Raw genomic sequence first — 17,607 nt, 5'->3', positions numbered from 1 at the left:
CTTTCATCCTCCGTTTGTTTGCTACGACCCACTATATGGCATGGACGCCGTCCTGTCAAGAAAATTTTTGCAGCCCTCTAGCCATTTCTTCTCTGGTGTGTCATAATAAACGTAACGGATTTCATTATTAAGGAGGAAAGCAAAGTGAAAGTTGCCATTCAAATGTACTCGGTGCGGGAAACGCTGGCCAAGGAGCCTCTCGCCACCATGAAGAGCGTTGCGGAAATGGGTTACAAGTACTGGGAGACCTGGGAAATCCGCGACGTGGACGACGTGCCCAACAACTACGGGCTGGGCGGCCTGCCCGCCGACGAGGCCAGGGATCTTTTGAAGGAGCTTGGCGTCACCGTCATCGGCAGCCATATCTCCAGCGACAGCATGTACAACGAGAAAAAGCTGGAGGCTTTCCTCGATTATCAGCAGGCGGTGGGCTGCTGGAACCCCGGCCTGTCCATGGACTTCTTCCCCGACGTGGCTTTCATCAAGAAGTGGGGCGAAAACATGAACCGCATCGGCCAGATGTGCCGGGACCGGGGCATGCACTGGCACTACCACAATCATTATCACGAATTCCAGGTCTATGAGGGTAAGTACGTCACCGACTGGATTTTGGAATTCACCGACCCGGCGCTGGTGGACTTCGAGCTGGACACCTTCTGGGCGGCCCGGGCGGGCGTGGACCCGGTGGCCATGATCGAGCGCTATGCCGACCGGCTGGTCATGCTCCATCAAAAGGATTTCGCCAAGAACGCGCCCCAAAAGATGAACCTCTTTGACGGCATCGTGGACCCGGACACCCCCATCACCACCTTCGAGGCCTTCCGTCACACCGACGACCGCTGCTTCGCCGAGGTGGGCACCGGCGTGATGGATATTCAGGCCATCATCGACGCCGGCAACCAGGCAAACATTCCCTATATCACGCTGGAGCAGGATAAGACCCAGCTGGGCGAGCTGGAATCGGTGAAGGTCAGCATGGACGCCTTCCGCAAATATTCCGGCATCGAGTGGCAATAGAAGATTCAAAAAAGATCCCCGAATTGGGGATCTTTTTTTTGTCATGGACCGCCTGGCCGGCGTCCGTTCGCCTGGCCGGCCCTTCTCTATTGGATTATGTCAACTCATCCAGGATCTTCTGTCCCTCGCCATAGCTTTGGCCGATCTCCCGGACCAGCTCCTCGTAGTAGGCCCAGGCGGCCTTCTGCCGTTCATCGGCGATGCGCCGCGCCCGCTCGGTGAAGAGCCTCTCCTCCACGTGCTTGAGCTTGAAATGGTATTCCCTGAGGAAGGACGGGGGATCGTCCGCCTCCCTGCCCGTCTGCACCCGGCCGTTCTCCACCGTATAGATGGGTCGGCCCTTGGCGCCCTGATAGAGGAAGGTGCGGGCAACGCCAAGAGCGCCGGTCACATCCAGCTTGTCCGCGTCGAAAAGAATCTCGGCCTCCCGGCTTGCGGGCGGAAACCCGCTGCGGTAGCGGTGGGTGGCGATGCAGGCGGCCACGTGTTCCGCAAAGTCCTTGTCAAATCCCATGCCGCTCAAAAAGGTTCTGGCCATCTCGCTGCCCCGCTGGGCATGGTCCACCGCGCCGTCCCTCAGCTCGGCCGCCCGGCCGATGTCATGGAGCAGCGCCGCCGCGATCAGAACATCCCGGTTTACATCCTCATCCTCGGCCAGAAACAGCGCCATATGGAGCACCCGATAGACATGTTCTCCATCATGAGCACTGTCGCCCATGCATTCCAGCATGTAGGCCTCCAGTTTTCCATAGTCCGAACGTTTCATGACAGCACCTCTTCCCTTGGAATAATCTTAGAATACGCGTTCGCCTTTTTGCTGTCAAGAAACCGGCGGCATTTCAAAACGCGGTTTATTCGATTTTATCAATGGATACCTCGGGGATCGTCACCGATGCGCCCAAAATTGTTTTGTAGGTTTTAAGCCCATTGGCGGTGCCGTAGATGGTGATAATGTCGTCCTCCAAAATCCTGGCCTCCGTCTGGCCGAAGAAGGTACCGTAAATCACCTTGTCGTAATTGGAATTAACAGCCAGGCGGAAGGTGGAAGATCCCGACACCTGCAGCACCTTGACCTTGAATTTAACCTTTTTGCCGCAGCCTTCTCCGCGGCCTCCTGCGCCTTCTGTTCCTCCAGCGCCTTTCGGTCCTGCTCAGCCTGCAGCTCCGCCGCCGCCTTTTGGGCATCCGCTTCGGCAATGGAAAGGGCGGCATAGGGCTCCATATCCTTCTTATACTGGGTATATTCGTCGTTCAGCTTTTTATACGCACTGTCCTTTTCCTTAACGCTTTTATCCAGTTCATCCTTCTCTCCCTGAAGGGATTGATGATCCACTTTCAAGGCTTCAAGCTCGGAAAACAGCTTGTCCTTCTCCGTTTTCAAGCTCTCATTCTCCTGCACGAGTGCATCATAATCCTCCTGTTTGACGCCGCATGCACAAAGCATCATGACCGCGGCCAATACCAGCGCCAGCGCGGTTCACCGTTTCTTCATTGCATTTCCCTCCCTGATTTACAAAATACAAGATATTTCATCGAAAAATGTAGAAAATGCTATTTTGGGAATTGCCCCCGTGCTCCCAAAACGATATGATAATGGCAAAGGGGGACGCCGCGCCCCACGCCCTCTTGATCCCGCCGCCATCGCCGTCGGGGGAAGCGGCGCTACGGCCCCCCAGGGCAAAAGCTTCCCCCCAGCCAATTTAATTCGGAAAGGATGATTGAAATGACCGTACTGGAAGCCATCAACAAGCGTCAGAGCATCCGCGCCTATGAGGATACCCCTGTGGAGCCGGAGAAGCTCACAAAAATCCTGGAGGCGGGCCGCATGGCGCCCTCCGCCAACAACGCCCAGGCATGGAAATTCATCGCCGTCACCGACAGGGCGCTCATGCCCGCCATGATGGACGCCTGCAACGGGCAGAAATTCGTGGGCGAGGCGCCGGCAGCGCTGGTGGTCTGCGCCACCCTCGAGCGGACCATGGCCTGCGGCCAGCCCGCCCACACCATCGACTGTTCCATCGCCCTTTCCTTCATGATGCTGGAAGCGGCGGAGCAGGGGCTGGGCACCTGCTGGCTGGGGAGCTTCAACGCCGAGAAGGTGAAAAAGGTGCTGGGCGTGCCGGAGGACTGTCAGGTGGTGGCGGTGACGCCCCTTGGCTATGCCCGGGGCGAGACGCCCTTGCGGGGCCGCAGGAGCCTTGAAGAGGTCACCGCCATGAACGGCTGGCAATGAGCGCTGTGCCCCTTCTCCGCACCCGGCGGCTCACCCTTCAGCAGTTCACCGAGGCGGACGCGCCCGCCTTTTTCGAGATCATGAGCGATGAGCGGACGAACACCTTTCTGCCCTGGTATCCGGTGAAAACGCCGGACCAGGCGGCAAAGATGCTGACGGATCTCCAGAAGTCCGGCTGGTTTTACGGGATCTTTCTTGAAGGCCGGGCCGCCGGCTATGTGAGCCTGTCCGGGACGGCGCCCTACGATCTTGGCTACGGCCTTCTTCCGGCATACTGGGGCCGGGGCTTCGCCGCCGAGGCGGCCGGGGCCGTGCTGGCCCGTGGGAAGGCCCTTATGCCCTACGCCACCGCCACCCACGACCGGAACAACCCGGCCAGCGGCGCCGTGATGAAAAAGCTGGGCATGCGCTACTGCTACTCCTACGAGGAGCTGTGGCAGCCCAAGAACATCCCCGTGGTGTTCCGGCTGTACCAGATCAACTTCGACGGCTCGGACAGCGTCTATCCGGGCTACGCCGAGCGTTATCCCCACTTTGTGGAACGGGATGTATGACAAAAGCCGCGGAAACTTCCGCGGCTTTTTTTACCGTAGTCCAGAGATCAGCAGCTTCCACGGGCCGCCGGCGGGCAGTGCCAGCGCGGCGAACCAGCGCCATTTTCCCATGGCCGCCCCCCTTAAACCCTCGGGCCCAGCACCCGCCGCTCCTTGGCATAGGAGTAGGGCAGGTAGGCGAGGCTGATCATGAGGGCCACCGCCACCGCCTCAAGGTAGGTGAAATGGATGCCGCCCACCCAGGCGGAGGTCCAAAGGACCAAAAGCCCGTCGGCAAAGGGCGTGAAAAGCCCTAGCCCCACCAGGTTGAGGGGCAGCAGAAGGGTCAGGAGGATGGGCCGGAGCAGCACATACAGGACCGTCAGCATCACCGTACCCCAAAGCGCGCCGGACACGCTCACGCTGTCCGGAAAGAGAAGCCCCGCCACCATCAGCGCCGCGGCGGCGCCCAGCACCCGATACAAAAATGCCATTCTTTACGCCCCCCATCCCATGGTTTTGAGGTCCACCTGAATCCGCCGGCTCCCATCCTCCACGTCCACATGGACGAAGCTTTGGGGCGGCTCAGCCATCATGCCCATCAAAAATCCATCCGCCGCATCCAGCGCGCCCCGGCCCATCCGTCCGGCCGCGCCGGGGATCAGGGCCATCAGTCCGTCGAAGCCGAGGATGAGGTCGTGCAGGGCAAACAGGGCCAGCGGGATATAAAGACGCAATTTCGGCTTCATGCCCGCGAGCCGCACCCGGGCGGACAGGAAGGGCGATCGTTTAGTCCACATAGACCCGCACCTTCAGCTTCGTGTCCTCCTGATCGATATCGGCGTTCACGATATCCTCCTCCAGGGATTCGAAGGTGTCCACCAGCTCGCCGATCTTCAGCTGGCTGAGATCGATGCCGTTCGTGGACAGCTCCCGGTTCACGTCCTTGGGAACGCAGTTGGCGATGATGTTGTCGGCGTACCGGGCCAGGACCAGCGGCACGCTCACGTTCACATTGATCCGCTTATCCCCTTCCACAAAGCCGTTGACCTCCACTCGGAGCTTCTTGCCCTGCATCCTTTTGGCGTCGGAGTGCATCTGCTCGCTCCTTTGGGAGCGTTCCTGCTTTGCCCCCGCCTCCAGCGCATCCAGCAGCCGGGCGGCCTCCTCCGCCGTGATGCTGCCCTGCTCCAGCATATCCAAGACCTTCTGTTTCTCGTCACTAATCATCCTGCCTCGCTCCTTTCATTGCCTCAAGCTCCCTGAGGGCCGTTTCCACATCGATTTCGCCGTCCGACAGCCGGCCCAGAATGTCCGCCCGGTCCTCCGCTTCCCGGCTTGCCTCCGCCTCCGGCTTCCCGTCGAGGCCGAGCGCCGCAAGGGCCGCGTCCATCATGTTGCGCACCGTGGGATAGCTTACGCCGAGGGCCCGCTCCACCTCCTTGATGGAGCCCCGGCACCGGAGAAAGACCTCCACAAATTCCAGGTGTTTTTTCTCCAGCGTACAGAACCGGCAGGGCTGAAACCTGCCCGCAAGCTCCGTCTCGCAGTGACCGCACTTGAGCCGGGTCACCTCCATCTCCTTCCCGCATACCGGGCATCTGGACGGCGCATGGTAATTCATCATAGCATCCCCCTCTCTTCGACGCCCTTAGTATACCTCCGTACATTAAAAAAATCAAGTATTAAATTAATTTTTTTAATTATCAAATTAATTTTATTGATTTTAGATTCAAAAAGGCCGCCCAAACGGGCGGCCTCCGGACCCTTTTTCATCAGGCGGCGGGCTCCAGCGTGGATTTCGGCGCGAGCACGCCCTCCATCCAGCTTTCCATGTGCTTTTCCAGCACCGGGAAGGGCGCGGGGCCCGTCTCCATCAGGAAACGGTGGAACTCCTTCTCCTCGAAGGCGCCGCCCATGCCCTGCTCCGCCTTTTCCCGAAGCTTCAGGAACTCGGCGCAGCCCACCACATAGGACAGGTAGTTGCCCGGCTCCTGCACCATGGCGGTATACATGGTGTCCACCAGCTCGTCGTCCACCTCGAAGAAGCCCGCCATGTATTCGGAAAGCTCCTCCCGCGTCCAGCCCTCATAGTTGATGCCGATATCGATGATGCCGTGGAGGGCCAACGTGGCCAGATTGTTGGCCGCGTCCACCTTCGCCACATCCTCGCTGCGCTCGCTGTAGCCGTAGGCGTAGCGGTGCTCCACATAGGTGGCCCAGCCCTCGCTGTAGCCGGCAAAGGAGAAAAGGTGCCGGATATAGGGCGCGCCGCTCCCGGAAAAATAGACGTTCTGGTAAAGATGCCCGGGGTACGCCTCATGGGCCAGGGTGGTGTAGATATCCATGCTGGCGTACTGTTCCGACTCGTTGATATAGATGCTGTTGTTCTTATAGTCGTCCGCCGGCGGAATCATGTAGAAGGCCGGGCTCAGGAAGGATTCGAGGCTCTCGTTCACCGTCTTGATGGTGTAGGCGGCCTCCGGCGGTTCGGGGAAGCTTTCCCCGATCTTGCCCCTTAGATCCTCCACCATGGCCGTGGGATCGGTGAGGGTGGGCGCGTAGCTCATCATCTCCTCCAGGCAGTCGGGGTTTTCCATCATGACCGCCACCATTTCCGTCATGCTCGACTCCACCAGCTCCTCCAAAAGAGCCTTCATCTCCTCCACCGACCGCGAGGAGCCGGTGGCCTCCGCAGCCAGCAGGGCGTAGTACTCCCTGCCGCCTTCGTAGCCCGCCAGACCGCCCTCGTTTTTGCCGGTGCCCTTGAGGGCGGCAAGACCGTCCCGAAGCTTCCCATAGGCTCCAAGGACGTTTTCCTTCACCAGCTTCTCGTTCCTTTCGGCATAGTCCGCCTTCTCCTCCTCGGTAAGCCCCTCGACGGCGTTCAGCCGCTCGGGGAAGGTGACGATCATCACGTTTTCATCGGGGTTTTCCATGAAGCTGTCCATCTGCTCCAGGATGTCGTCCACCGACCGGTCGGACATGAACAGCCCCTTCTCCGACTTCGCCTTCTCGTGGTCCAGCACCTCGCCGAAATACCGGTCGAGGTCGGTGAGAAGCGTGAGATAGTTCTCCACATCCTCCCTGTCGCGGAGGGTGTATTCCACCAGGGTCACCGGCAGCTGGGCCTGCAGGCCCACCGTGGGGCTGAGATTCTCCACATAGTCGTCGTACTGCCGGGATGCCAGCTCATGCTCCAGCTCATGCTTCAATACGTCATAGGTCACCTGCTGCTGGGCGCCGAGCTCCTCGTAAGGGTACTTCTCCAGCTCCTTCAGATAGCCCTCCAGCCTGCCGTAGTCCTCGTCGGTGTAGCGGTAGCTGCCAAATCCGGTGGGAATATCGGTAACTCCCGCCTCCTTTGGATGGGCTAAAATATAATGGCAGGTGATGGCGTCCCCCACCACCAGCTCCCCAAACATCCTGTCGGTGAAACCGTCAAAGGCTTCCGCCGTGTTCTTTGCGCAGCCGGCAAAGAGGCTGATGATGATGAGCGCCGCCACCGCGGAGCTCACGATGCGTCTTTTCATGGATCGGTCCCCTTTCCTGCAAACTGGTAACAGTATACCACAACCGGTTCCCGCGGGCCATCGGTATCGCCGGCCGATCCGCCGCTCGGGGCTGCCGGCCCCCCGCTCAGAGCCAGTGAAAGTTTTCCCGGCCCGCGCCCGTCTCAAAATGATACTTCACGATGCCAAGGTCCAGCCGGGTGAGAACGCCGGGAAGGGCCTTCGCCCTGACGCCCGTCCCCTCCAGAGAAATCCTGAAGCGCTGCTGGTTCATGGCCGTGGGCGCGAGAAGCGCCGCCTCCGCACCCGCCTTGAACCAGGCAGGCACCGGCTCCCCGGCCCGGAACAGCTTATCCCAGGGCTTGTTCCTGTGGGGCACGCCCGGTTCCCTGCCATAGCCGAGGGCGACGAGACAGCAAAGCTTTTCCCCCGGTTCCAGCTGGACGCCGGCCGCGCCCCGGCTGTAGTTGAGGGCCACCCAGCAGGTGGAAAGGCCCAGCGTCTGGGCGAAGAGCACCAGCCGCTCCCCGTAATAGCCGCACCGCTGCGGGAGATCCTCCCCCCGGCCCGCCAGCACCATGTAGTTTTTCACGCCGCGGAAGGCGCCGTAGTGGGCGATTCTGCCGCCAAAGGCCCGGGGCTCGTCGAAGGCGAGCCGGATGGCAAGCCCGCCCGCTTCATTGCAGGCCGCCGCCTCCCGCTCCAGCTTTTCCGCCGTCTCCCCCTCGATGGGCCGGTCCAAATAACTCCGCACCGAATGCCGCGCCCTCATGGCCTCCATCAAATCCATCATTGTTCTCCTTTCCGCTGGGGCTGTTCAAGGGCAAAGCCCTCCTCGCCGCCCGTGAGCACATATTCATACACGCCGCCATATTCGGCGCTGAAATCCAGTCTGCCCGCGGGAGCCTCCGTCTGCTCCGCCAGCACCACGTAAAGCTCCATATGGAACCGGGACAGATCGCCGCCGTCGGGGAAATCCTCCGGCGTGAGCCTGAAGACCAGCTTCTCCCCCTTCGGCACGGCCCGGTCCATGGCGGGGGAAAGCGCCACCATCTGGCCGCCGATGCCCTCGCCGCCGGTGCCGTACTCAAGATGCAGGCCGTACACCGCCGCCGCGCACCAGCATGAGGGCCAGCGCCGCAAACAAAATTTTTTGCATGGGAAACTCCTTCTTGCTCATCCAGCGGGAATGCAAAGGGGGCCGTCAATGGCCCCTGTGCTTTTCCCGTTTCTTCTCCTGATGGAGGGCGAACTGCCGCGCCTTCTCCGCATCCCGCGCCTGACGGGTGCGCGCCTTCCGCTCCAGCCTGCCCTGCTCCAGCTGGAGCTTCAGCGCCTTCTGGGCCTTGGTGCCCACGCCCCGCGCCATTGTCTGCCGCCGGACCTGCCGCTGCATGCGCTTTGGATTCGCCCGGGGCTTTGCCGCCGTGCCGGGCAGCGCGGGGCTGAATCTCAGCTCGTGCCAGTGCCGGAGCACAAAATCGTAAATCTCATAGTCCTTGGGTTCGGCGCCAAAGACGATCCTTGCCGCCTCGTAGCCTCCGTCCAGCTCCCGTTCGCACAGGCCGATCCAAAAGGGATCGTCGAACAGGACCGTCAGGGTGGATCTTATGGTCATGGGAATTCCTCCTTTTTCGATGGGACGGGGCAAGGAACGGACAACCAAAGGAGGCAGGTTACTGACGGCGCGGACGCCGCTCCCGGACTACCTACCGGGACATGTTTTTATCCTTGCCATGAAAAAAGGGCCCGAAGCGCCATGGCTTCAGGCCCGATGGATTACAGTACCAGGGAAGGCGCCGTGTACACCCGGGCGCCCAGCTCGCTGTTGAGCATGTAAAGGCCCTTGGCGTCGGTGCCGAAAAGCTCCATCTTGGTGATGAGGTCGGTGGCGTTTTTCTCCTCCTCGCCCTGCTCCTTGACGAACCAGTCCAGCAGCTGCATGGTGCGGAAATCCTTCACCTCGTAGGCCGCGGCATAGATGTTGTTGATGAGGGCGGTGACATACTTCTCATGCTCGAGGCCCTTCTTGAGGGGCGCCATGTTGTCGGTGAGTTCGCACTCGGGCTTGTCGATGGCCATGAGGGTGACCTTCTCGTCGTTGTTCTTCATATATTGATAGAACAGCATGGCGTGATCCCGCTCCTCCTGGGCCTGCACCTTGTACCAGTTCTCAAAGCCGTCCAGGCCGACTTCGTCGTAGTAGTTGGCGAATTCCAAATACAGATAAGCGGAATAAAACTCCTTGTTGATCTGCTCGTTCAAGAGCTTCGCTACTTTTTGATCCATGTTCCCATCTCCTTTATGCTTTTGTCATCCAAAGTCCGTGAAGATTGCAGTAGGCCAGCGCCTCCACCGCCTTCTCGCCCTCGCTGAGCCGGAAGGTGGCCTCCGGCGCGCCGCCGGCCTTGAGGCACTTGCGCTGGTTGCCCTCCGTCGTATGCAGCAGGATCCACTCGATGGAATGGTCCTCACCCATGGGATGGGCCTGGGATCCGACCCGGACCGTCACCCGGTCCCCGTCCTGTTCCAGCACCGGCACGTGCTTTTCCTTCGCGCCGTCGGTGGCGCCGGGCACCAGCTCCACCATCTTCTCGCCGCAGCACATCACCGGAACCCCGGTGTTCTTGGCGTAGGCAATGATGTTCCCGCAGTGTTTGCAAACATAAAATTTCGGATTCATTAAGCTCCATCCTTTCCATTTATTTTGTCCAATTCTTCCAGAAATCATCATATCACACCGCCCCCAAAAGCACAATCAAAGGGGACGGTCTTGGGGCGGCCTTGAGCGGCCTTGGGGCGCCTACCGAAACGCGTGGTGGATTCTGTGGAAGCTTCTCGCATAGCGCATGAGCGCCATGGCGTAGCAGCCCTCCACCGCCCGCCGGGACAGGTGCACGGTCCGGCCCAGCTGGAGGAAGGTCCGCTCCTGCACCACGTGGCTCTCGAGAATGTAGGATTCCAGGGGTTTGAGGTCCTCAAAGGCCCGCCACAGGGATTTTTTGAGTTCCATGGCCAAAAAGATGTCGCAGGGGTCCCGGGAATAGAGCAGGACGGAGGGCGCGAACCGCTGCCGGTAGATCCGCTCCCGGCGGCAGAACTTGGTGTTTTCCACCCACACCTGCCGCTTGACAATGGCGCACACCCAGGTGGAGAACCGGCAGGTGCCGTCGTAGCGCTCCAGCCTGGTGTAGGCCCGGACATAGGCGTCGGAGACGGTATCCTCATAGCCGGCGGCTCCAATGGGAAAGCCGCTCCTATATTTTCTCGTGAACCCCCGCACGATGGGCAGCGATTTTGTGTAGAGCTCATCCCAGGCCTCCAAATCGCCGCCAAGGGCGCGGACGGCCAGCCCGTAATCCTCGTGCTTCAATCCCGCTCCCCCTCTCCCATCAGCAGGTCGTAGAGCTCGTCCGGCATGGCCTCGCCGCAGAGGATGTCCTCCTCCGGCCCTCGCATCAGGCTTTCCAGCGCCCCATAGACGGTCACGTGCTTCGCCCCTTCGGTGCTCCGGCTGTCCGTGCGGAGGGAAAGGCGCACCTTGTAGGGCTGCATGAACAAGTTGAGGTTCACCTGAATATGCTTCACGCCCCCCTCCAGCAGCCTGGCGTAGGCCGCCTGGGAGAGGCTGGGCCGGGTATGGGCGTAATGTTCGTTGAATTTGGGTTTGAAATAGTTGATGAGCATGGCTTCAGCGATCAGAAGAAGATTTTCCGCGCCCACATCCGCCTTCATGGGCCCTTCCCGATCCCAAACCGAGCTGGAAAGGGTCAGCTGAATGGAACCGCCCGGGCTCTGCCGGTAAAATTTCGGTTTCGGCTTCAGCAGCAGAACGAAGAGCTCCCGATTGGGCTGCGCGGTCATGATATGCCGGTAGATCTTCAGGATGGTTTCGTGACGGGTCAGTCTTTGGTAGACGTCCTTCGAGGAGCCGATGTACAAAATTTCGTAGGGGTCCGTGGTCTCCCGGTCCCGGCGGCTCTGCACCACAAGGTCCGCAAGGCCGATTGAAAGGGGCGCGTAATCGGCGAGGTGAGGGTACCGCCTGCGCCATTCCTCCCGAATGCCCACCTCCAGCACGGTGCTGGACAGAATTTTCATGTGCAGGCCCGCCCTGGGCACGGGAAAGGGAAAGAACCACAGGTTGTCCAGCCGGCCCGTTTCGCCGGTGGCCGCGTTGCGGTATTCGATGACCGGCGGGTCATGGGCGAAATCAATCCCCGTAAGTTCCAGCCGGTCGGCGGCAAGCATCATGTAGACGGCGCTCCCGCCGTATTCCGGATAGGTCAAAATGAGATCGTCCAGTCTGGCGTAGGGCGCCAGGAATTGTTTGTCAAAGATGATTTCGAAGCTGTGATCCAGTCCGAAACACTTCATGGATTTGATTTGTTCCCTGATCCGTTCCATCCCGGGGTCCATAATCCTCACCTCCATGTTGCACATATTATACCAGAACTTGGTTTGGATTTACAGACCTAATTCGTCAAATTTCGCGAAAAAGGGGACCGTCCGCCAGAAAGATGCGCACCGGCACATTCATGGCATGACATTTGTCGATGACAAAGCGGGTGCCTCGGGACCTGCCGTCCCAGAAGGCCAGAACCAGATCGGCGTGTTCGATGATGGTGATGTTGCGCCGAAGGGGAGCGCCCCGGCCGTATTTGCTGTATTCCGGGAGAAACTCGGTCAGTTTGATGGCATGGGCGAGGGCGAAGCGCCGGGCGGAGGCGTCCACGCCCCGCGCCCCGCCGGATACGATTTCGCCCGTCCCCTCGGGCAGATACTGTTCCAGATTGGGGACGGAAAGCCCCCGGGAGCCGATGACCGCCACCCGCAGGCCGCCGGCCCCTCTTTTTCCGCGAGCATTCACTTGCCTTCTCATGCCGTCCATTTTTTGCCCCCTCAAATTTCGTAGATATATCGTATAGCTAATCCCGTCCGCCGGCGGCCGTTTGGCTATATCATGGACCCACAATACATCTACTGAGTGAGGCATATGGCTATTAAAAGCGTATCCATCCGCATCGAGGAGGAGATGCTCAGGAAATTAAGCTATGTTGCCGATTATGAGGGACGCTCCATCAATAGCCACATCCTTGTCCTCATACGTCAGGATATTAAAACCTTTGAGAATAAGCACGGTGAGATTGAAGGCGAGATCGAACCCGGCCTCAACGTAAAACCGGCGCGGAAATAAAAAAGGACGGCCTCTTTTCGAAGCCGTCCTTTGCTGTGCCGGACTATTTCCCTAAAATCTCCGCCACGATCGCACAGGCGGGGCAGTCGCAGTACTTTGCGCCCGCCGCCTTGATCTCTTCCCCGTGGGCCGCAATGCCCGCCGCGGTCTCCTCGCCGAAATGCGCCTTTCCCGCATCGGACCTCGCAAAGCTGATCAGCCCGTCAACGGTCACAATATCCTCTTCCAGCTCCGCCAGGTATTTCTCGGTCTCCTCCTTTTCAGCAGCGGTGCCCACCGCATCCAAAAAACGCTGGGCCGCTTCCTTGGCTTCGGCGCAGCAGGTCTGTGACGCCATCAGTTCCCGGGTCTTTTCCACCAACAGTTTCGTATCCATATCCATCCACCGGCTTTCTGTTATCATTTGTCCTCATTATATCACATCCGCGCCAGAGAAAACAGATGAACTCACTTCGAAAGAGTACTACGAAAAAGATGCGCCTTTAACCCCAAACACAAATTTTGAAAAAAAACTGAGCCCGGAACGCAATTTGCGTCCAGGCTCATCCTGGTGGAGGCGAGGAGAGTTGAACTCCTGTCCGAAAATCCGTCAATGCAAGCATCTCCGAGCGCAGCCGATGGTTAAAGATTCCCTCCTCCCGGCCCCCAGTCGGCCGGTCCGGGATTGGGTAGCTTCATAAAGTCCCACCCGCCGCAAAGCTTAGGCGGGCTGGTTCCCCACATTCATGATGCCGGCTACCTACGCCGTGGGTAGCTTAGGGCCGACATTTCACGGCCGATTAGGCCGCGAAAGCGTAGTTTTGACGATTGTCAGTTATTGTTTTCCCAGGTTGTTGACGCGGCCCCAGGAACCGCGGCTCGCTTCTTGCACATCAAAATCCCCGTCGAAACCAAATACGCCCCCATGTCATTTCTGATGTTCGCGGAACGCACGCTCCACGTCCCGCCTGGCCGCTTTTTCGGCCATATCCGCCCGCTTGTCGTAAAGCTTTTTGCCCCGGGCAACCCCCACGGACACCTTGGCCCTGCCGGACTTGAAGTAGACCGAAAGGGGCACCAGCGCGAGGCCCTTCTGCTGGACCAGCTGGGACAGCCTCATGATCTCCCGCTTATGCAGCAGAAGCTTTCTCGTGCGCATGGGGTCCACATTGTTATAACTGCCCTTGTCGTAGGGACTGATGTGAACGCCCTGCAGATAGGCTTCCCCGTTTCGGATGAGGATATAGCTGTCCTTCAGGTTCAGCCTGCCAAGCCGAATGGATTTCACCTCGGTTCCGGTGAGCGCGATGCCCGCTTCCAGCGTCTCGTCGATGAAAAAATCATGGCGCGCCTTCTTGTTCTGCGCCGCGATTTTGATGCCTTCCACAGCCATTCCGCTCCCTCCTTTCCCTTGGAACAATGGATTATATCATAGTTTATGCCGTTTTACAAGGGTTAGTCCCGCCGTTTGTAGTTGCGGCTCACGAAGGGGCGCTCGGAAACGCCGGCAAGGGCGTTGAGGCGAAGGGCCAGCGCGAAGAAATAGCCGGAGAGAAGATTCGCCATGTCGATCACCCGGGGATCCACGTCATGGCGCTCCCCGTAACGGTAAAGGAGCCGCACCAGCGCCTTGCAGTCGGTGCGGATGACATGGGCGAGGCCAGCCGCCGGCGTGCCCTGGGGCGTGACGAACTGCTTCAGACGGTCCTGGCAGGCCGCTTCATGGCGGGCCGTTCCGTCCTTCAGGGAGGTCAGCTCCGCCTCCGTGACCGAGAAAAAGGTGCGCAGGGACGGGTTGAGGTGGTAGATGAGCTCGGCAACAGCCAGCACCTCCTCCTTCAGCTCCCCCTCCAGCATGCCGGAAAGCCAGCCCGCTTCGCTGGCGATCCGGTCGGTCAGGATCTCAAAATCGCACCTCAGATCCTCCGCCGGTTCGCTGAGGAAAGGGTACGCCTCATAGGGACTTCGATACATCCGCACACACCTCCCATTTCTTCAGGGAATCGAGCATATAGCCCGCCACATCCACGCCGTAGGCCTCCTCAAGCAGCGCCGGCCCCGCCTCGGCCAGGGACCCGAGATAGAGGGTCCTGCCCTCCTTCATGAGAAGCGCCCGGTCCGTGAGCCGCCTCGCCAGATTGATATCGTGGAGCACGCCCACCACCGACCGCTCCCCCGCGCTGGACCAGCTTTTTAAATATTCGATGAGGCCCAGCTGATGCTTGAGGTCCAGGTGATTGGTGGGCTCATCCAGAAAAATGATCCTCGGCTGCTGGGCCAGGGTGCGGGCGAGAAAGACCCGCTGGAGCTGGCCGCCGGACAGGCCCAGGATGCTGCGCCTGCGAAGTTCCGAAAGGCCGGTGGCCTCAAGGGCCTCCTCCACCGCCGCTCTGTCCCCGTCGTCCGCGCCGCCGAACAGCCGGCCCCGCATGTGCCGATACCGGCCCAGCATCACCGTCTCCTCCACCGTGTAGTCGAAGTAGGCGCCGGCGCTTTGGCTGAGCACGGCGATACGGGCGGCGATCTCGCCCCGCTTCATGGCCATGAGATTCTCCCCGTCCAGGAGCGCCTCCCCCGAAGCCGGAATGAGCCCCGCCACAGCCCTGAGGAGGGTGGTCTTGCCGCATCCGTTCTCCCCCAGGATGCACAGGTTCTCCCCATAATTCACGGTGAAGGAAATGTCGTGGATCACATCCCCCTCGCCGTAGCCCGCCGAAAGTCCCTTTACCTCCAGCATCGCTCTGCCCTCCTCTCACGCCTACCGCCCATCAGGCCGCCCTCCTTTTTCGAAAATACACGTACACGAAGAAGGGCGCGCCGATGAGCGCCGTCACCGCGCCCACGGGCAGCTCCGTGGGCGAGAGCACCGTACGGGCCGCGAGGTCCGCCACCGCCATGAAGGTGCCGCCGAACAGGGCGGACAGCGGAATCACCCACCGGTGGGCTGCACCGAAGAAGCGCCGCACCACATGGGGCGCGATGAGATCCACAAACCCGATCACGCCGGTGAAGGCCACCGCCGCGCCGGTCAAAAGGGACGCCGCCGCAATGAGGATGAGCTTCACCCGTCTGGTGTCCACGCCCACCGTCATCGCCGTGTCCTCGCCGAAGGTCATGATGTCCATCTCCCGGCTGTAGCGGCAAAGGAACAGCACGCCGAGAAGCACCAGCGGCAGGATCACAAGGACATTGGACCAGTCCCGTCCGGAGAAGCTGCCCATCTGCCACAGGATGAGCTGCTGAAGATGCTCCCGGAAGGCCGCCGACAGCAGAGTCAGGATGGCGTTCACGAAAAGGGAGAACACCATGCCCACCAGAATGATGGTGTTGCTGTGCATGCTGCGGTCCAGCTTCCGAGTGAAGCCGACGGCGGCGAACACGGTGGCAAGCCCGAAGATGAATCCGGCAAGAGGCAGGGTGAACATGCCGATTACGGGCAGGGTGAACCCGGTGACCATCACCAAAATCGCGCCGAGGGACGCGCCGGAGGAGACGCCCAGGGTGTAGGAGGAAGCCAGGGGGTTTTTGAGCACCGACTGCATCACCGTGCCGCTCGCCGCCAGCGCGCCGCCCACGAGAAAGGACAGGCACACCCGCGGCAGCCGGATATCCCACAGGATGGAGACCTTGATGGGGTCAAAATTCTCCGGCAGGGCGCTGCCGGTGATCTTGTGCCAAAGGATGCTCCCAATCTCCCCGGGGCCGATAAAAACCGTGCCGATGCCCACGGCGGCCACAAGAGCCGCCGCGGAGATCAGCACGGTTAAAATTAACTTCGTTCGATTGTTCATGAAAACCGCCGTCTTCCGGTTTATTTGTACTGGTCGGGATAGATGGCCTTCGCCATCTCTTCAAGGGCATCCGCAATATGGTGGTTCGGCAGGGAGCTTGCGCCGTTGTCGATGGAATACACGGCCCCGTTCTTCACCGCGGTCACGTTCTCCCAGCCGGCGCGGGCCTTGATCTCGCCCACCGGGTCGTCGATGTAGTTCACATTGGTGAGGATCACGTCGGGATTGGCGGCCACGGCGGATTCCTCGGTCACGGCCAGCCAGCCCTCCTGATCCGCGAGCACGTTCTTCGCGCCCAGGATCTCGATAAGCTCGTTCAAAAACACGCCGCTGCCAAAGGAGTAGATGTCCGGTGCGGAGGCGATCTCAAAGAGCACGGTCTTGCGCTCGTCCTCGGGGATGGCCTTGCCGATCTCCTCAATCTTCGCGATGGCATCATCCATCCCGTCCACCAGCACCTGGCCCTCCTCGGGCTTGTCCACGCACTGGGCGATGAAAAGAACGTCCTTTTTCACATCCTCCACGGTGTTGCTGGTGGGAATATTCGCCACGCAGATGCCGGCGTTGATGGCGGGCTGGAAGGGGTCCTCCCCGCCGGCGGCGCTGATGTTTGAAGTGAAGATGATGTCGGGTTTCAGGGCCACCAGCTTCTCCACGTCGGGCTGCATCATGTCAAAGCGCAGCGCATCGGCGGGAATCCCCTCGGCATAGGCCTCGGAGTTGGTGTCGATGGCCACGATTTTGTCCGCGAGGCCAAGATCCACCAGCACCTGGGTGGTGGAGGGCGCCATGGACACGATGGTGTTCACCTCGGCGGGAACGGTGATGGCAGCGCCGGAGCGGTCCTCCGCGGGTTTCTCGGCCGCCGGCTTTGCCGAAGCTTCGGGGGTGGCTTCCGGCGCGGCAGAAGGCGTGGTCACCGCAGCCGAAGGCGTGGGAGACGGCGTGGCGTCGGTTCCGCCGCCGCAGCCCATCAGGGCTGCAGCAAGGGCCAGCGCCAGAATCAGGGATAAGAGTTTTTTCATGGGTTTGCTCCTTTCAGCTCGCCCGGATCTCCCCCTCCAGGAGCCATCAAAAAGACCGCATTTGCGTGACAAATGCGGTCCTTGGCCTCATGGGTTCAGGGCACCTTCCTAGTCACGAAGAAGATCCTCCGCGCCGACGGGCAGGTCTTCTGGCTCAAGGCGCCCCGCTTCCCCCGCCTTCCCAGCTTTTCAGCCAGTGGCGTCTTGGGGGTCGCTCGCCTCTCACAGCAGCGGCTCTGCCGGGGATTTGCACCCCGTTCCCTATTCTCGCGGTTTCCCGCGCACCCGTCGCGTTTTTGGGCTTTTTTCAGTTCATTTCG

General features: G+C 60.3%; 25 protein-coding genes, 1 other RNA gene and 1 riboswitch. Of the genes, 4 read left to right on the top strand and 22 right to left on the bottom strand.

The window, feature by feature from the left end; translation table 11 throughout:
- The first annotated feature begins 144 nt into the window (after positions 1-144).
- Positions 145-1,017 carry a sugar phosphate isomerase/epimerase family protein gene (locus H8696_RS01205; RefSeq protein ID WP_249314419.1) on the top strand — a complete coding sequence of 291 codons (873 nt, stop codon included), beginning with the start codon at positions 145-147 and terminating at the stop codon, positions 1,015-1,017.
- A gap of 94 nt (positions 1,018-1,111) precedes the next feature.
- On the opposite strand, the gene H8696_RS01200 is transcribed toward H8696_RS01205, so the two are convergent.
- On the bottom strand, positions 1,112-1,783 hold the full coding sequence (locus tag H8696_RS01200) for an HD domain-containing protein (RefSeq protein ID WP_249314417.1): 672 nt from the start codon (positions 1,781-1,783) through the stop codon (positions 1,112-1,114).
- A 237-nt stretch (positions 1,784-2,020) separates the two neighbouring features.
- Positions 2,021-2,398 carry a hypothetical protein gene (locus H8696_RS01195; RefSeq protein WP_249314415.1) on the bottom strand — a complete coding sequence of 126 codons (378 nt, stop codon included), beginning with the start codon at positions 2,396-2,398 and terminating at the stop codon, positions 2,021-2,023.
- 342 nt (positions 2,399-2,740) lie between these two features.
- On the opposite strand from H8696_RS01195, the gene H8696_RS01190 reads away from it, so the two are divergent.
- Together H8696_RS01190 and H8696_RS01185 are read left to right on the top strand one after the other, a co-directional pair.
- Positions 2,741-3,250 carry a nitroreductase family protein gene (locus H8696_RS01190; RefSeq protein WP_249314413.1) on the top strand — a complete coding sequence of 170 codons (510 nt, stop codon included), beginning with the start codon at positions 2,741-2,743 and terminating at the stop codon, positions 3,248-3,250.
- Entirely contained in the window at positions 3,247-3,804 is a 558-nt protein-coding gene (locus tag H8696_RS01185) for a GNAT family N-acetyltransferase (RefSeq protein WP_249314410.1), read from the top strand. Before H8696_RS01190 ends, H8696_RS01185 begins: the two co-directional genes overlap by 4 nt.
- Positions 3,805-3,926: 122 nt before the next feature.
- On the opposite strand, the gene H8696_RS01180 is transcribed toward H8696_RS01185, so the two are convergent.
- From H8696_RS01180 to H8696_RS01120, 13 genes are all read right to left on the bottom strand, one after another.
- On the bottom strand, positions 3,927-4,277 hold the full coding sequence (locus tag H8696_RS01180) for a phage holin family protein (protein WP_249314407.1): 351 nt from the start codon (positions 4,275-4,277) through the stop codon (positions 3,927-3,929).
- Positions 4,278-4,280: 3 nt separating this feature from the next.
- Complete coding sequence (locus H8696_RS01175) at positions 4,281-4,583, bottom strand: hypothetical protein (protein ID WP_249314406.1); 303 nt, start codon at positions 4,581-4,583, stop codon at positions 4,281-4,283.
- Complete coding sequence (locus H8696_RS01170; RefSeq protein WP_249314404.1) at positions 4,573-5,013, bottom strand: SHOCT-like domain-containing protein; 441 nt, start codon at positions 5,011-5,013, stop codon at positions 4,573-4,575. The genes H8696_RS01175 and H8696_RS01170 overlap by 11 nt, the downstream gene beginning before the upstream one ends.
- On the bottom strand, positions 5,006-5,410 hold the full coding sequence (locus H8696_RS01165; protein ID WP_249314403.1) for a DUF2089 domain-containing protein: 405 nt from the start codon (positions 5,408-5,410) through the stop codon (positions 5,006-5,008). Before H8696_RS01165 ends, H8696_RS01170 begins: the two co-directional genes overlap by 8 nt.
- Before the next feature lie 148 nt (positions 5,411-5,558).
- Positions 5,559-7,316: a DUF885 domain-containing protein gene (locus tag H8696_RS01160; RefSeq protein ID WP_249314401.1), complete on the bottom strand. Its 1,758-nt coding sequence runs from the start codon at positions 7,314-7,316 to the stop codon at positions 5,559-5,561.
- Between the two features lie 106 nt (positions 7,317-7,422).
- Positions 7,423-8,085 carry a nitroreductase family protein gene (locus H8696_RS01155; RefSeq protein ID WP_249314399.1) on the bottom strand — a complete coding sequence of 221 codons (663 nt, stop codon included), beginning with the start codon at positions 8,083-8,085 and terminating at the stop codon, positions 7,423-7,425.
- Entirely contained in the window at positions 8,085-8,438 is a 354-nt protein-coding gene (locus tag H8696_RS01150; protein WP_249314397.1) for a hypothetical protein, read from the bottom strand. Before H8696_RS01150 ends, H8696_RS01155 begins: the two co-directional genes overlap by 1 nt.
- Before the next feature lie 61 nt (positions 8,439-8,499).
- A complete protein-coding gene (locus tag H8696_RS01145; RefSeq protein ID WP_249314395.1) occupies positions 8,500-8,913 on the bottom strand; it encodes a YjdF family protein in 414 nt (137 codons plus the stop codon).
- 161 nt (positions 8,914-9,074) lie between these two features.
- Positions 9,075-9,584, bottom strand: a complete 510-nt coding sequence (locus tag H8696_RS01140; RefSeq protein WP_249314393.1) for a ferritin — start codon at positions 9,582-9,584, stop codon at positions 9,075-9,077.
- Between the two features lie 13 nt (positions 9,585-9,597).
- Positions 9,598-9,978: a desulfoferrodoxin family protein gene (locus H8696_RS01135; RefSeq protein ID WP_249314391.1), complete on the bottom strand. Its 381-nt coding sequence runs from the start codon at positions 9,976-9,978 to the stop codon at positions 9,598-9,600.
- Between the two features lie 120 nt (positions 9,979-10,098).
- Positions 10,099-10,668, bottom strand: coding sequence for an RNA polymerase sigma factor (locus H8696_RS01130; RefSeq protein ID WP_249314389.1), 570 nt, complete (start codon positions 10,666-10,668; stop codon positions 10,099-10,101).
- Complete coding sequence (locus tag H8696_RS01125) at positions 10,665-11,714, bottom strand: GIY-YIG nuclease family protein (protein ID WP_249314387.1); 1,050 nt, start codon at positions 11,712-11,714, stop codon at positions 10,665-10,667. Before H8696_RS01125 ends, H8696_RS01130 begins: the two co-directional genes overlap by 4 nt.
- 64 nt (positions 11,715-11,778) lie before the next feature.
- Positions 11,779-12,186 carry a DUF2493 domain-containing protein gene (locus tag H8696_RS01120; protein WP_249314385.1) on the bottom strand — a complete coding sequence of 136 codons (408 nt, stop codon included), beginning with the start codon at positions 12,184-12,186 and terminating at the stop codon, positions 11,779-11,781.
- 105 nt (positions 12,187-12,291) lie between these two features.
- Here H8696_RS01120 and H8696_RS01115 point away from each other — a divergent pair, with 105 nt between their 5' ends.
- The gene (locus tag H8696_RS01115; RefSeq protein WP_249314384.1) at positions 12,292-12,492 is read left to right on the top strand and encodes an Arc family DNA-binding protein; all 201 of its coding nucleotides are present in this window, start codon (positions 12,292-12,294) and stop codon (positions 12,490-12,492) included.
- A gap of 43 nt (positions 12,493-12,535) precedes the next feature.
- Here the strand turns inward: H8696_RS01115 and H8696_RS01110 are convergent, their stop codons facing one another.
- The 7 genes from H8696_RS01110 to H8696_RS01080 all read right to left on the bottom strand — a co-directional run bounded on the left by H8696_RS01110 (position 12,536) and on the right by H8696_RS01080 (position 17,287).
- On the bottom strand, positions 12,536-12,868 hold the full coding sequence (locus H8696_RS01110) for a molecular chaperone Hsp90 (protein WP_249314382.1): 333 nt from the start codon (positions 12,866-12,868) through the stop codon (positions 12,536-12,538).
- A 172-nt stretch (positions 12,869-13,040) separates the two neighbouring features.
- Positions 13,041-13,396: a transfer-messenger RNA gene (gene ssrA / locus H8696_RS01105) on the bottom strand.
- 3 nt (positions 13,397-13,399) lie between these two features.
- Positions 13,400-13,864 carry an SsrA-binding protein SmpB gene (gene smpB / locus H8696_RS01100; RefSeq protein WP_249314381.1) on the bottom strand — a complete coding sequence of 155 codons (465 nt, stop codon included), beginning with the start codon at positions 13,862-13,864 and terminating at the stop codon, positions 13,400-13,402.
- A 62-nt stretch (positions 13,865-13,926) separates the two neighbouring features.
- The gene (locus H8696_RS01095) at positions 13,927-14,445 is read right to left on the bottom strand and encodes an ATP:cob(I)alamin adenosyltransferase (RefSeq protein ID WP_249314379.1); all 519 of its coding nucleotides are present in this window, start codon (positions 14,443-14,445) and stop codon (positions 13,927-13,929) included.
- Positions 14,426-15,208 carry an ABC transporter ATP-binding protein gene (locus tag H8696_RS01090; RefSeq protein WP_249314377.1) on the bottom strand — a complete coding sequence of 261 codons (783 nt, stop codon included), beginning with the start codon at positions 15,206-15,208 and terminating at the stop codon, positions 14,426-14,428. The genes H8696_RS01095 and H8696_RS01090 overlap by 20 nt, the downstream gene beginning before the upstream one ends.
- Before the next feature lie 31 nt (positions 15,209-15,239).
- Positions 15,240-16,262, bottom strand: coding sequence for a FecCD family ABC transporter permease (locus H8696_RS01085; protein ID WP_249314375.1), 1,023 nt, complete (start codon positions 16,260-16,262; stop codon positions 15,240-15,242).
- A gap of 20 nt (positions 16,263-16,282) precedes the next feature.
- Positions 16,283-17,287 carry an ABC transporter substrate-binding protein gene (locus H8696_RS01080; RefSeq protein ID WP_249314373.1) on the bottom strand — a complete coding sequence of 335 codons (1,005 nt, stop codon included), beginning with the start codon at positions 17,285-17,287 and terminating at the stop codon, positions 16,283-16,285.
- A 122-nt stretch (positions 17,288-17,409) separates the two neighbouring features.
- A riboswitch (cobalamin riboswitch) is annotated at positions 17,410-17,591 on the bottom strand.
- Between the last annotated feature and the right edge of the window lie 16 nt (positions 17,592-17,607).

The organism is Gehongia tenuis, assembly GCF_014384795.1.
Lineage (GTDB): Bacteria > Bacillota > Clostridia > Christensenellales > NSJ-53 > Gehongia > Gehongia tenuis.
Note: the sequence above shows the minus strand (reverse complement) of the source record. Positions and strands in the feature narration are given on the sequence as shown.